General features: G+C 56.1%; 14 protein-coding genes. 1 reads left to right on the top strand and 13 read right to left on the bottom strand.

The features are described 5' to 3' along the window. Nucleotides 1-47: 47 nt before the first annotated feature. The 11 genes from mltG to cymR all read right to left on the bottom strand — a co-directional run bounded on the left by mltG (nucleotide 48) and on the right by cymR (nucleotide 9,575). Nucleotides 48-1,460: an endolytic transglycosylase MltG gene (gene mltG, locus COHPA_RS23950; protein ID WP_027088143.1), complete on the bottom strand. Its 1,413-nt coding sequence runs from the start codon at nucleotides 1,458-1,460 to the stop codon at nucleotides 48-50. Nucleotides 1,461-1,536: 76 nt separating this feature from the next. After that, nucleotides 1,537-1,818 (bottom strand): DUF1292 domain-containing protein, encoded by a 282-nt coding sequence (locus tag COHPA_RS0121135; RefSeq protein ID WP_027088142.1) that lies wholly within the window; start codon nucleotides 1,816-1,818, stop codon nucleotides 1,537-1,539. Beyond that, a complete protein-coding gene (locus COHPA_RS0121130; protein WP_027088141.1) occupies nucleotides 1,815-2,132 on the bottom strand; it encodes a DUF1292 domain-containing protein in 318 nt (105 codons plus the stop codon). Before COHPA_RS0121130 ends, COHPA_RS0121135 begins: the two co-directional genes overlap by 4 nt. A 9-nt stretch (nucleotides 2,133-2,141) precedes the next feature. Beyond that, nucleotides 2,142-2,555, bottom strand: a complete 414-nt coding sequence (ruvX, locus tag COHPA_RS0121125; RefSeq protein WP_027088140.1) for a Holliday junction resolvase RuvX — start codon at nucleotides 2,553-2,555, stop codon at nucleotides 2,142-2,144. A gap of 3 nt (nucleotides 2,556-2,558) precedes the next feature. Beyond that, nucleotides 2,559-2,834 (bottom strand): IreB family regulatory phosphoprotein, encoded by a 276-nt coding sequence (locus COHPA_RS0121120; protein ID WP_027088139.1) that lies wholly within the window; start codon nucleotides 2,832-2,834, stop codon nucleotides 2,559-2,561. Between the two features lie 78 nt (nucleotides 2,835-2,912). Next, entirely contained in the window at nucleotides 2,913-5,537 is a 2,625-nt protein-coding gene (gene alaS / locus COHPA_RS0121115) for an alanine--tRNA ligase (RefSeq protein ID WP_035121594.1), read from the bottom strand. Between the two features lie 452 nt (nucleotides 5,538-5,989). Then, on the bottom strand, nucleotides 5,990-7,060 hold the full coding sequence (locus tag COHPA_RS0121110; RefSeq protein WP_027088137.1) for an AI-2E family transporter: 1,071 nt from the start codon (nucleotides 7,058-7,060) through the stop codon (nucleotides 5,990-5,992). 161 nt (nucleotides 7,061-7,221) lie between these two features. After that, nucleotides 7,222-7,422 (bottom strand): hypothetical protein, encoded by a 201-nt coding sequence (locus tag COHPA_RS0121105; protein ID WP_035119714.1) that lies wholly within the window; start codon nucleotides 7,420-7,422, stop codon nucleotides 7,222-7,224. Continuing rightward, on the bottom strand, nucleotides 7,419-7,961 hold the full coding sequence (locus COHPA_RS0121100) for a PRC-barrel domain-containing protein (RefSeq protein ID WP_027088135.1): 543 nt from the start codon (nucleotides 7,959-7,961) through the stop codon (nucleotides 7,419-7,421). The genes COHPA_RS0121105 and COHPA_RS0121100 overlap by 4 nt, the downstream gene beginning before the upstream one ends. 29 nt (nucleotides 7,962-7,990) lie before the next feature. Further along, nucleotides 7,991-9,139 carry a cysteine desulfurase family protein gene (locus COHPA_RS0121095; protein ID WP_027088134.1) on the bottom strand — a complete coding sequence of 383 codons (1,149 nt, stop codon included), beginning with the start codon at nucleotides 9,137-9,139 and terminating at the stop codon, nucleotides 7,991-7,993. A gap of 16 nt (nucleotides 9,140-9,155) precedes the next feature. Further along, nucleotides 9,156-9,575 carry a cysteine metabolism transcriptional regulator CymR gene (gene cymR / locus COHPA_RS0121090; RefSeq protein ID WP_035121589.1) on the bottom strand — a complete coding sequence of 140 codons (420 nt, stop codon included), beginning with the start codon at nucleotides 9,573-9,575 and terminating at the stop codon, nucleotides 9,156-9,158. A 245-nt stretch (nucleotides 9,576-9,820) separates the two neighbouring features. Between cymR and mnmA the strand changes: the two genes are divergently transcribed. Next, nucleotides 9,821-10,966: a tRNA 2-thiouridine(34) synthase MnmA gene (mnmA, locus tag COHPA_RS0121085; RefSeq protein WP_027088132.1), complete on the top strand. Its 1,146-nt coding sequence runs from the start codon at nucleotides 9,821-9,823 to the stop codon at nucleotides 10,964-10,966. Between the two features lie 322 nt (nucleotides 10,967-11,288). Here the strand turns inward: mnmA and COHPA_RS0121080 are convergent, their stop codons facing one another. After that, on the bottom strand, nucleotides 11,289-12,206 hold the full coding sequence (locus COHPA_RS0121080; protein WP_069202070.1) for an IS3 family transposase: 918 nt from the start codon (nucleotides 12,204-12,206) through the stop codon (nucleotides 11,289-11,291). 2 nt (nucleotides 12,207-12,208) lie between these two features. Further along, on the bottom strand, nucleotides 12,209-12,535 hold the full coding sequence (locus COHPA_RS23945) for a transposase (protein WP_027086807.1): 327 nt from the start codon (nucleotides 12,533-12,535) through the stop codon (nucleotides 12,209-12,211). Nucleotides 12,536-13,154 lie beyond the last annotated feature (619 nt).

The following is a 13,154-nucleotide window of genomic DNA, read 5'->3' as shown; positions in this document are numbered from 1 at the left end:
TAATCGCGTAATCCGGGCCGAGGCGCGCTTCATGGAGCGCGTCTTCTTTAGGACTTGGCGTTCTTCTCGTTCTTCTCGCTCGTCTGAATGTTCTTCTGATGCTGCTTATAGGTGACGGCGAACAAATGCGTGTTGGTGCCGTCTTTCTTCGTTACGTAGTAAAGGAAGTCGGTCTTGTCCGGGTACAGCGCGGCTTCGATCGATTTGTAGCTCGGCGTTGCGATCGGTCCGGGCGGAAGACCGGGGTTCAAGTACGTATTATACGGGCTTTCGACCTTCAAGTCTTCTTGCAGCAGGCGCTCTTTCTGCTTATCGAGCAAGTATTGAATCGTTGCGTCGATCTGCAGCGGCATCTTTTTGTTCAGACGGTTCTGAATGACGCTCGAGACGATCGGGCGTTCTTCGTCGATCACGACTTCGCGCTCGATAAGAGACGCGATCGTAAGCAACTGATGTACCGTAAGCCCGCGTTCCTCAAGCTCGGTCTGCCAATCCTCGGGCAACTGATCGAGCTTGCGGTCCAGCTCGGCAAGCATCCGGTTAATGATCTCCGCTTCCGTCGCGCCGCGTTTAAACTCGTACGTATCCGGGAACAGATAACCTTCGAGCGGGTACCTTAGCGAGCCGTCCGCCGGCAGCGCCGACGTCCATGACGAACCGGTCCATAACGAAGGGCTCTTCGCCGCATCGAGGAACTTCGTTCGGTCCGCCGCTCCCGCATCCGCCAGCCTTTGGGAGATTTGTTGCACCGTGAAGCCTTCCGGAATCGTGAAGCGGATCGTCGCGGCGGCAACGATATCGCCCGCATCGAACTTGGCGACGATTTCTTCCCTTGTCATGCCGGGCTTAAGCTTGTATACTCCCGCTTGGAAACGCGAGCCTTCGTCCTTCAGTTTCATCCAGCCGCTGAATAGGAATGCGTTACGAATAAGTCCTTTTTCCTCGAGAAGCTCGGCGACCTTCTGCGCCCGCATGCCCGGCGTAATAATCACTTCGATCGGCTCTCCTGCCGCAGGCGGACGCAAACCGTTCCATAGGTAGAATAACGCCCCCGCTCCGATAGACAATACAATGCCCAGCGCGATCAGGAACGACCATAAGAACACTTTCGGCTTACGGCGCGGCACGTAGGTCGTGTTGCTCGTCCTCGCCTTTGGCGGCTGCTGCTCGTCCGGCGCTTGCTGGGCCGGCACGGCGGATCTCGGATCTCTGAAGAGCCTCGCCGATTCGACCGGCTCTTGCGCGAGAGGCATCTCCTCGCGAATTTGCTGCGCTAAGCCTTCGAACTTGAGCGTGCTTTCTTCCACGTCGGCTTCTTTCTGCTTAGACGCGTACTGTTCCCGCAGCTGATCTCGCTCGGCTTTCAGCGTCTCTACGTCATCCTCGTCTTTACCGTCGTTCAATCGGCTGCCGTAATACGATTTCCAGCCATTCGATTGCGACTCATCGTCTCTAGCCACGCTTATGTTTCCCCTCCAGCAAGCCCTCTAACATGGTGAAAAAGAGCGGTCTCCCGCTCTTTCGATTCTTTCAACATCAGGGCTGATCGTCACTGCCAAATTGCGCGTCGTCGTAAGCTTCGGCTACCGATTCCCACTCGTCGTCGTCTTCGACCGTCTCCAGCTGCAAGCTTCCTTGCTCGCCTTCCACGACCCGAAACACCTCGATCGCGTCTTCGCCTTGCATCGATCCCGATTGCAGCACCGCGTACTGCGTTCCGTTCACGGTCAATTCGGCCAGTATTTCGTAAGCTTCCTGCTCTCCGTTCAGCTCGATCGTGTTGCCGTACTGCCGGCGCAACGCTCCGCTTTCGCTCACGCTTTGTCACCTTCGGCTTCGTCGAACTCTCCGATGAGCGTATTGAACGTTTCCTCCACCATATCCCATTCGGCGGGATCATCGATCGGGAACAGCTGAATATCGTCGTTCTCTTCCTCGTACCGGAAAGCGAACACTTCTTGTTCTTCTTCTCCGTCGTCTTCGGCGGGAACGACCATGATGTATTTGCGGTCGGTGCCGTCATCGAGCTCGAACCTCATAATAACCTCGAACGCCTCTTCGTTGCCCTCGCCGTCCGGGATATAAATAATTTCCGCTTCTTCTTCGTCGTGGAGATGGTTGTTGTCAGTCATGGGCTTCCCTCACTTTGATTTCGAGTCTAGATAACTTTGCAACAAGATGGCGGCTGCCATCTTGTCGATGACTTGCTTCCGCTTGCTGCGGCTGACGTCCGCTTCGAGCAATGTCCGCTCCGCCGCGACGGTCGTTAGCCTTTCATCCCATAATTGGACGGGTAATCCTAGTTTCTGTTTGAGGCGCTCCGCGAATGCGATGCAATTTTCCCCACTTGGTCCGATCGTGCCGTTCATGTTCTTCGGCAGTCCAACGATGACGTTATCGACCTCATGCAGCTTGACGAGCTCTTCGATTCGTCCGAGCTCGTCTTTGACGAGCTTCTTATCGATGACCTCGGAGCCCTGCGCCGTCCACCCGAAAGCATCGCTGATCGCAACACCGATCCGCCGTTCCCCGTAATCGAGCCCCATCGTGCGCATCGGTTAGCGGTTCTGCTGAAGATAGAACCGGACGAGCTCTTCGATCAGCTCGTCGCGTTCCTTCTTCCGAATCAGGCTGCGCGCGTTATTATGGCGAGGGATATAAGCCGGATCACCGGACAGCAGATAACCGACGATCTGGTTAATCGGGTTGTATTCCTTCTCTTGTAGCGCATCATGAACCAAGAACAGAATATCGCGGGACGAAATCTCTTGGGGGTCTGCGATAACGTCGAACTTGACGGTTAGATCTAAATGGTTCTTATCCGGCTGACTCATAGCCTGCACCTCGCTCTCCTATTAACGCACATGTCGTTCTTTGTATTCATCATATCATATTCTTCAATGGACAGGAAATCACGCTTGCGCCGATACGAGTCGCTCCGCGGCAGCGAGCGCTTCCGCGAGCTTGGAAGGATCCTTGCCCCCCGCTTGCGCAAGCTCGGGCTTGCCTCCGCCTCCGCCTCCGCAAATCGCGGCGATCTCTTTGATTAGCTTGCCCGCGTGGAGTCCTTTGCCGACCAAATCGTTCGTTACGGCGACGATCAGATTGACTTTGTCGCCGTCCACGGCGCCGAGGGCCAGCACGGCAGAGCCGAGCTTCGCCTTCAGCTCGTCGGCCACGCCGCGAAGCGCATCCATGCCGCTCGCGTTCACTTGCGCGGCAAGCAGCGTGACGCCGCCGACCGACTTGGCTTGGCCGACAAGGTCGGCCGCTTCCAGGCGGCTAAGCTTGCTTTGCAGCGATTCGTTGTCGCGCTGCAGCTGGCGAGCTTCGGCTTGCGCCGCTTCGATCCGCTTCGGCACGTCCGCGACATTGGACTTCAGAAGCGCGGCCGCCTGCTTCAGCAAGCCCAATTGATCGTCTAGATAGTTGTAAGCGCCTTTGCCGGTCACCGCTTCGATCCGGCGTACGCCGGACCCGATTCCGCCTTCGCTGACGATCTTGAACAAGCCGATCTGCGACGTGTTGCGTACATGGCAGCCGCCGCAAAGCTCAAGGCTGTAGTCTCCTACGCGAACGACGCGGACGATATCGCCGTACTTCTCGCCGAAGAGCGCCATAGCGCCCATCGCCTTCGCTTCCGCGATCGGCTTCAAGGAGACGTCGAGCTCCGTGCCCACCCAAATTTGCTCGTTCACGCGACGCTCGATGTCCGCCAGCTCTTCCGGCGTAACCGCGCCGAAATGCGAGAAGTCGAAGCGAAGCCGTTCCGGTCCGACGAGCGATCCCGCTTGGTTGACATGCTCTCCGAGCAATTCTTTGAGCGCTTTGTGGAGCAAGTGAGTAGCCGTATGGTTTTTGATCGTGTCGCCGCGCTCCGCCGCGTTCACCGCGGCTTTAACGGTATCGCCTACGCGCAGCGCGCCGGCGGTAATCGTCACCTGGTGTACATGTTGGCCGTAAGGAGCCTTGGTCAGGCCGAGCACTTCGGCGATCGTGCCGTTCCCTGTCAGCGTGCCGACGTCGCTCACCTGTCCGCCGCTTTCGGCGTAGAACGGCGTCCGGTCGAGTAGGACGAGCACTTTCTCGTCCACGCCGGCCGCATCCACGAAGCGATTATCGGCGACGATCGCGACGACGCGTGCTTCCGCAGCGAGTTGATCGTATCCGATGAACTCGCTCTTGTCCGTATAATCGGCGAGCGGGCCGCCTTGAACCTTCATGCTGTCCGTCTCTTGACGCGCGGCGCGTGCTCGCTCGCGCTGCCCTTCCATTGCCGCGTCGAAGCCTTCGCGGTCGACCGTCATGCCTTGCTCGGTCGCGTAGTCTTCGGTTAGGTCGAACGGGAAGCCGTACGTATCGTACAACTTGAACGCGTCCGGCCCGGTAATTCCGTTCTTGCCTTCCGCGCGCGCTTTGGCGCACAGCTCGGCGAGAATCGATAGGCCGTCCGTCAACGTCTCGTGGAACCGCTCTTCCTCGGTCCGAATGACTTTCTCGATGAATTCGCGCTTCTCGAGCACTTCCGGATAGTAGCTTCCCATGACTTCGCCTACGGTCGCCGTCAGCTCCCACAGGAACGGACGGTCGATGCCGAGCACTTTGCCGTATCGCACGGCGCGGCGTAGCAAGCGGCGAATGATGTAGCCTCTGCCCTCGTTGGAAGGCAATACGCCGTCGCCTACCGCGAACGTAACCATGCGGATATGATCCGCGATGACTTTGAACGCGACGTCGTACTCCGCGTTCGTCTTGTACTTGATGCCCGAGATCGCGCTCGTACGCTCGATGTACGGCATGAACAGATCGGTGTCGAAGTTCGAGTCGACGTCCTGCACGATCGACGTAATACGCTCGAGACCCGCGCCCGTATCGATGTTCTTGTTCGGAAGCGGCGTATAGCTGCCGTCCTTGTTATGGTTGAACTGCGAGAACACGAGGTTCCATACTTCGAGGAAACGCTCGTTCTCTCCGCCGGGGAAGCATTCCGGGTCGGACAGTTCGCCGTACTTGTCCCCGCGGTCGTAGAAAATTTCCGTACATGGACCGCAAGGACCTTCGCCGATATCCCAGAAGTTGTCCTGCAGCTTAATGATGCGCTCGGCCGGCAGGCCGATCTTCTCGTTCCAGAACTTGAACGCTTCTTTGTCCTCCGGATAGACGGTTACCGACAGTTTCTCCGGCTCGAAGCCGATCCATTGCGGGCTCGTCAGGAACTCCCACGCCCAGGTGATGACTTCTTCTTTGAAGTAATCGCCGATCGAGAAGTTGCCGAGCATCTCGAACAACGTGTGGTGACGGCGCGTCTTGCCGACGTTCTCGATGTCGTTCGTGCGGATGCACTTCTGCGAGTTCGCGATGCGCGGATTTTCCGGCTTCACGCGGCCGTCGAAGTAAGGCTTCAGCGGCGCCATGCCGGCGTTGATCCATAGCAGGGACGGATCGTTATGCGGCACGAGCGGCGCGCTCGGCTCAATTTGGTGTCCTTTGCTTGCGAAAAATTCCAGCCATTTGGCACGGATTTCAGCGGCTTTCATCGGTTTCACGGGTAATTCCTCCAGATAGAAATAGAGTTTAAATTACGTTTTGATCTTGGGGCTTCGAAGTCTGTTCCGATTGCTTTTCGGGGACCCCTGAGAGAGAGTCGCTTTCGGGGGATACAATTAAAAAAAGCCCCTGAATAAATTCAGGGACGAATGTCTTCGCGGTACCACCCTGGTTATCGCGCGCGCGAAGCGCGCAATCTCCTCTGCAAGTCGTAACGGCCTTCGCCGGCGGATTTCGTCCGCGCTCGGAAACCGGCTTCCTATGCCCTTCGCAAGGAAGATTCTCTCAGCCAAACGACGTTCGCGCGAGTCCGTGTAACGGCTCGTAAGAACGCGTATGAAATCTTCTCTCTGATCTTGCGGTCTGCAAAGTACTCATGTTTCGTCAATGCGTTGCCATATGCGGTTAACATTTAAATTATAGTCAACCGTAATCCGCGCTGTCAAACGGTTTTTCGACGAATATAGTACGCGCCCAGATGCTGCGCGACGACTTTCATCGCCGCGTAGAAAGGAACGGCGAGAATCATGCCGACGATGCCGGCCAGCTTGCCGCCGACAAGCAGGACGAGAATAATCGTGAGCGGGTGCATTCTCATCGAGCGGCCGACGACCTGCGGACTGATCACGTTGCTCTCGATGTTCTGGCACAGCATATTGACGATGACGACGAGCAGCACCATTTTCCAAGAAATCGTCGTTGCCATGAGCAGCGCGGGAAGCGCGCCGAAGAACGGACCGAGGTACGGAATGATATCGAACAGCATGACGAATCCCGCCATCAGAAGCGGATACGGCATCCCGATGATCAAATAGCCGATGTACGCCAGCACTCCGATGCAAAGCGATACGATGAATTGACCGCGAATGTAGCTGCCGAGCGCCGCGTCGATATCCTTCATGAGCCGGATGGCGCTCTTCCGGTGAGCCCGCGGAACATATTGCAGCGCCGCCCTCTCGAACACGTCCATATCCTTCATCATGTAAAAAGCGAGAAAAGGGACGATCATCGCGACGAACAGCACGTTAACGACCGCTCCCAAGTTGTTCAGAAAGCCCGCGATTTGCTCCTCGATCCGCTTCTCGAAGCCTTCGATCGATTTGTTGATGCCGTCCCTGACGCTTTCCGGGAGCGTCGCCGGATTGTTGAATTGGTCAACGACGTTCTGCGCGCGCATCGTCAGCTCCGGCATATGTTCCCCCAGCTCCTCCGCCTGCTTCATGAACATCGGGATGACGTTCACGAGTATGACGACGCACGCCGAGATGAACACCGCATAGATCAGCAGCACGGCCGCCGTTCGGGGCACCTTGCGATTGTGCAGCAGGTTGACGATCGGGTTAAGGACGTAGGATATGATCATCGCCACGAGGAAAGGAGCAAGCACCGCCTTCAGAAACCCCCACACGGACAGCAGCATCGGCCGCACCAGCACGAGCAGAAACAACACGAGCAGGATGAGAATCGTATAGATCAGCACGGTAAATAGACGGCTTTGAGCAAACCGGTTCAACTCTCCACCCCCTGTATAGCCGCAAGCGAATCGATACGCTCCTTCCCATTATATGTACTTGTCCGCGCGTCTAAACCAACCGGGGAGCAGCAAACAAAACGCGCCGGCAAGCTCCTCGAAGGAGCGCCGGCGCGATTCTCGCATTCTATGCTGGGTACGGGTTAATTCGCGTGCACTTGCGGAACTTCCGATTCGCTGAAGAAAAGGTCGTCAAGCGAGCTAAGCGTACCGTCTTCCTCGACTTGGTACACCGACATTTTCTCTCCGTTCACCGTCAGTTCGATGAAACAGCTCCAGCAATAAAATTGATGGGAACCGATTTTACCGATATCTTTGGAATTGCAGTTCGGGCATCTCATCATCCGTCTTCACCTGTCACTTTCCGCGTTTGGTCTCTCTCCAATACCCGCTCGTACGAGGCAGGTACGATTAAGGCATTCTCGCCGATCACGACGTTCTCGGGCTGATCCGGCAAAAACAACCGTTTGCGCCCTTCCATCACGTCCGCAAGAAAGCCGTCCGTCAACTCGTATCCTATTATCTGTTTTCCCGCCGTCTCTTTAAAATAAACGTCCGTTATATCGCCGAGACGCAGACCCTCTTTGGTATAGACCGGCATGTCCTTCAATTGGATGACGCCGGTATGGTAGGTGCGAAGAAGCCGCTTCTTGTCGACGATCGTTATCTCCGCATTGTCGCGAATGAACATGGCATCCGGCCCGCAGGAGACGACGTCGTTCCAATGGACGACTTTATACGCTTTGCGTAACCACACGCGGTGGTCAAGCACGACGCCGCTCAAACTCCAAAATTCGTCGAATCGTATATCTTTGACTCTTCCTACCCGCCTGCCGCTTTGGAGCAGCACCGGAAGGCCGAGCACTTGTTGAATTTGGATCATCCTGCGCCCCTCGATAAGGACTTCTGCTATTAATTACGCAGCCGCGCCCAAATGGTTGCAATAATTTGTGCCGTTTTTTCAGCTTCTTCGCTAGTATTGCCCAATCCGAAGCTAAATCTTACGGCGGATGCAACGATTTCTGGCGACAGCCCCATCGCTTGAAGCACATGGGAAGGTTGCAACGAGCCCGAAGTGCACGCCGATCCGCCGGAAGCCGACACGCCGGACAGGTCGAGATTCATCAGCATGTTCTCGGACCGGATGCCCGCGAAGCTAACGTTAGCGATGTGGGGCAATCTTGCGGCAGCTTCCGCGTTCACGACGAACGCGTCTTTGCCGATCAGGCGGGTCAGTTCCGACACGAACCGATCCCGGATCGTCTCGACATGTCTCACGCGCCCATCGCGATCCGCAACAGCCAGTTCGGCCGCCTTCGCGAACGCCGCGATGCCCGCGACGTTCTCCGTGCCGGCTCTGCGTTTGCGCTCTTGCGAGCCGCCGTGCAGCAATGGCTGATAAGGCGTGCCTTTGCGTACGTACAGCAATCCGACGCCTTGAGGGCCGTTGATCTTATGCGCGGAAAGGCTAAGGAGGTCGATGGGCATGACGCTCAGATCGATCGGCAAGTAGCCGAAAGCCTGCACCGCATCGACGTGCATCGCGGCTTTATGTAAACGAGCCCATTCGCCGATCTCGGCGACAGGCTGTAACGTTCCCGTCTCATTGTTACCGGCCATGATGCTGACGACCGCCGTCGTATCGTCGATGGCTGCCTTCGCGTCTGCGATCGACACGCGGCCTTGGCCGTCGACGGGAAGGACGGTGAGCTTGAAGCCTTGCTTCTCCAATTGGCGGCATGCATGCAAGACCGCATGATGCTCGATCGCCGACGTGACGATGCCGGTGCGGCCCTTGTCGCGCTGCGCCCATGCGGCGCCGAACAGAGCCGCGTTATCGCTCTCGGTGCCGCCGCTCGTGAACACGAGCTCCGACGCCTCGCAGCCCAAGCAGCGCGCCAACGTATCTCTGGCCGCCGTTATTCGGCTTCTTGCCGCGCGCCCTAGCGCATGCAGGCTGGACGCGTTGCCCGGCCCAGCGCTCGCAGCTTCGACGTACGCCCGAATAACGTCCTCGTGCATCGGAGTGGTGGCGGCATGGTCGTAATAGATGGAGCTCAATGCCTTGCACCTTCTTTTAGATGTAGAACATATAGTTATCCGCTTTGCCTTCGCCTTTGAAATGGATCAGGTCGGTGAGCAACGTCGAGTCCAGCACCTGCGCGATGCTGTCCCGGATGCGCAGCCATAAATCCCGCTTCGCCGGATCATCCTCCTCGGTGAAATCAACGGGGCTGATCGGACCTTCGAGAATGCGAATGACGTCGCCGGCGGAAATCGAATCCGGTTCCTTCGACAGAATGTATCCGCCGTACGCGCCCCTGACGCTTTTGACCAATCCTGCGTTGCGCAACGGAGCGATGAGTTGCTCGAGATAATGCTCGGAGAGCGCGTTCTTCTCGGCAATGCTTTTCAAGGAAATCGGACCTTCGCCGAATTTAGCCGCAAGTTCCATCATAATCGTTAAGCCGTAACGGCCCTTCGTCGAAATTTTCAAATTCAACACCTGCTTTCTCGTCGGAAGCGCGAAATCGTGTAACGTACTGTCCGACCATCCGGAGAATTGGAGGGTATCCCCATATCATATCTATGTTATCACATCTACTTACGTTGTGGTCAAAAAAAAGTTGACATATTCATGACGGGACAAGCCGCGTGTGAGTTGCTTGCGCGAGTATGCTACACTAATGAAGAGCCGTAGGCTTATTCATCGAGAGGAAATCCGTCAAGGAGTGAATATAGATGATCGACAATGTTTATGCAGATCGGTTTCCGGACCCTTCCAAAGTACGCGTCGTCGTGGGCATGTCGGGGGGCGTCGATTCCTCCGTCACGGCGCTGTTGCTTAAACGGCAAGGCTACGACGTCATCGGCGTGTTCATGAAAAACTGGGACGATACCGACGAATTCGGCGTATGCACCGCCGAGGAAGACGCGGAGGACGTGCGCCGCGTGTGCGACCAGATCGGCATCCCCTATTATACGGTGAACTTCGAAGCGGAATATTACGACAAAGTGTTCGAATACTTCCTCGAAGAATACCGCAGGGGACGGACGCCGAATCCCGACGTCATGTGCAACCGGGAAATCAAATTCGGGGAATTCCTGCAGAAGGCGCTCGACTTAGGCGCGGACGTCATCGCGACCGGCCACTACGCGAGGGTGTCGCTGGTTGACGGAGAGTACCGTTTGCTGCGGGGAGTAGATAACAACAAGGACCAAACTTACTTCCTCCACGCGCTCAATCAATCCCAGTTGTCGCGGGCGATGTTCCCGATCGGCCATTTGCAGAAGCCCGACGTGCGCAAGATCGCGGAAGAAGCCGGTCTGTACACGGCGAAGAAAAAAGACAGCACCGGCGTATGCTTCATCGGCGAGCGGAACTTCAAGGAGTTCCTCAGCCAGTACTTGCCGGCGAGACCCGGCAACATGGTGGACCTGGTCAGCGGCGAGGTCAAAGGACGGCACGACGGTTTGATGTACTACACCCTCGGGCAGCGGCAAGGGCTCGGCATCGGCGGCTCGGGAAGCGGCGAACCGTGGTTCGTGGCGGACAAGGATTTAGGGGCGAACGTATTGTATGTCGTGCAGGGCGACGCGCACGCGAGTCTATACTCGGTCGGATTGACGGCGACCGGCGTCAACTGGATCAGCCCGAGCGAGCCGACGGCGCCGCTGCGGTGCATGGCGAAGTTCCGCTACCGCCAGCCGGACCAAGGCGTTACGATAACGCCGCTAGGCGACGGCACCTACGGCGTCGCGTTCGACGCGCCGCAGAAAGCGGTCACGCCGGGCCAAGCCGTGGTGTTCTACGACGGCGACGTCTGCCTCGGCGGCGGCACCATCGACAAGGTGCACAAGCTGGAGGCGGCTCGAGCCGGGGTTTAACCGGCCGTGGATAAGGAGATATCCGACTTTATCGGGTATCTCCTGCATTTTTGCACTCCTAAGGGCCAGATACCCGACTTCATCGGGCATCTCCTGCTCGTTGACCCCACCAACGTCTCAGTTACCCGATTTTTTCGGACATCTCCTGCTAGCTGACCCCTCGAATGTCTCAGTTACTCGATATTTTCGGACATCTCCTGCTCGCTGACCCCACCAACGTCTCAGTTAACCGATTTTTTCGGACACCTCCTGCTCGCTGACCCCTCGAACGGTTCAACCCCCTAAGTTTGGACACATTCGCCCACACTCTAGGTGTAACGCATCAAAGCGCGATTTTTTGCGGTTCGAGCAATCCGAGTTCATATTGACGTAGGTACTCTGCAGGAGCTAAATCGTGCAGACTACCATGCATCCGTCTTTCATTGTAAAACCGAATAAATCTGTCCACTGCAGTAAAGGCGTGCTCGTAAGTTTCGAATGAATTCCGCTGGTAGCAGTCCCTTTCTAAAATGCTGTGGAACGATTCGATGTAGGCGTTCTTGTTCGGTGTCTTATTGGGAGTTCGTTCGTGCTCGAAGCCCATTTCCTCCGAATACACGTGGAATGCGTTGCTAATAAACTGCGGTCCATTATCCGTACGTATAACAAGCCGCTGGTCAGCCTCAAAGACGCCTCGCTTTAGCAAGCCATGGTGTACGATCCGTTTGATATCTTGGGTGTCACAAGCTTTGCCACGGTGATACGCGACGATGCAGCGGTCGAAAACGTCGATGATGCTGGCCAAGTAGAAATGACGACGCTTTCCCGTCACGTAGCCGTACTTAATGTCCATCTGCCACAGTTGGTTTGGCCCTGTGACCTCGCGATTGTTGGCCAGCTTACGAGGCACTCGATTGGTAATCTCTCGTTGTGGCTTTAGGACGCCAAGTGCCTTGCAGAGTCTGTAGACCTTCTTCTTGTTGATGCAAAGACCATAGCGGCGCCGCAGACATTTCGTTAACTTCCTGTAGCCGTACGTAGATTCCTCTTCGCGCGCGAGCAAATTCCGGATGTAGCCCTTAATTCGCCCATCCGGTACTTTCTCGCTCCTATTGTTCCAGCTGTACCCCGGGATGGGCCTACCACCTTTGGAAGCATGCTTGGTTAGCGGATGTTTCAATCGGTAGTAGTACGTAGAACGAGGGACGCCGCAAATCCGAAGAACTGTCCTGATCGCGTATCCCGCTGCAATCCATGGCAAGGCTACTTGGAGTCTGAACTCGACCGTGGAGTCGTTTTTTTTACCAGATCCCTGAGAATGGCGATCTCAAGTTCTTTCTCGCCAAGCATCTTCATGGCCTGTTCGTATTTTTTCTGCAGATCTTGCGTTTCTTTTGCGAGTTGATCCGCTTGCTGCTTCTTTTTCACCATATCAGCCTCTACCTCATCCCAGTATTGACGCACCCATTCTCGTAAGGCAGAAGGAGACATCCCGTGTTCCCGTGCTACGTGCTCTGTCCGATACCCGGAGACCACTAGCCCCACGTATTCCTTCTTCTTGTCCTCATTACAGAAAAAGCGTCTCTTCACTGAACATTTCCCCCACTCATTTTAGTGTACTTCGAGTGAAGGAATGTGTCCAAAGGGATTAGGGGGCTAAATAGCGAATGTCTCAGTTACTCGATATTTTCGGACATCTCCTGCTCGCTGACCCCACCAACGTCTCAGATACCCGATTTTTTCGGACATCTCCTGCTCGCTAACCCCTCCTACGGGCCAGTTACCCGATTTTTTCGGGCATCTCCTGCTCGCTAACCCCTCCTACGGGCCAGTTACCCGATTTTTTCGGACATCTCCTGCTCGCTGACCCCACCAACGTCTCAGTTACCCGATTTTTTCGGACATCTCCTGCTCGCTAACCCCACCAACGTCTCAGTTACCCGATTTTTTCGGACATCTCCTGCTCGCTAACCCCACCAACGTCTCAGTTACCCGATTTTTTCAGACACCTCCTGCTCGCTAACCCCACCAACGTCTCAGTTACCCGATTTTTTCGGACATCTCCTGCTCGCTGACCCCACCAACGTCTCAGTTACCCGATTTTTTCGGACATCTCCTGCTCGCTGACCCCTCGAACGTCTCAGTTATCCGATTTTTTCGGACATCTCCTGCTCGCTGACCCCACCAACGTCTCAGTTACCCGATATTA

It is taken from the genome of Cohnella panacarvi Gsoil 349 (assembly GCF_000515335.1).
In the GTDB taxonomy this organism is placed as follows: Bacteria; Bacillota; Bacilli; order Paenibacillales; family Paenibacillaceae; genus Cohnella; species Cohnella panacarvi.
This window is presented reverse-complemented; position numbering and strand designations above follow the sequence as displayed.

What these genes read in the sequence shown, in the direction of transcription:
- COHPA_RS0121130 (WP_027088141.1), bottom strand. Translation starts at nt 2,132, where the DNA reads ATGACTGACAACAACCATCTCCACGACGAAGAAGAAGCGGAAATTATT.
- ruvX (WP_027088140.1), bottom strand. Translation starts at nt 2,555, where the DNA reads ATGCGCACGATGGGGCTCGATTACGGGGAACGGCGGATCGGTGTTGCG.
- COHPA_RS0121120 (WP_027088139.1), bottom strand. Translation starts at nt 2,834, where the DNA reads ATGAGTCAGCCGGATAAGAACCATTTAGATCTAACCGTCAAGTTCGAC.
- alaS (WP_035121594.1), bottom strand. Translation starts at nt 5,537, where the DNA reads ATGAAAGCCGCTGAAATCCGTGCCAAATGGCTGGAATTTTTCGCAAGC.
- COHPA_RS0121105 (WP_035119714.1), bottom strand. Translation starts at nt 7,422, where the DNA reads ATGATGAGATGCCCGAACTGCAATTCCAAAGATATCGGTAAAATCGGT.
- COHPA_RS0121100 (WP_027088135.1), bottom strand. Translation starts at nt 7,961, where the DNA reads ATGATCCAAATTCAACAAGTGCTCGGCCTTCCGGTGCTGCTCCAAAGC.
- mnmA (WP_027088132.1), top strand. Translation starts at nt 9,821, where the DNA reads ATGATCGACAATGTTTATGCAGATCGGTTTCCGGACCCTTCCAAAGTA.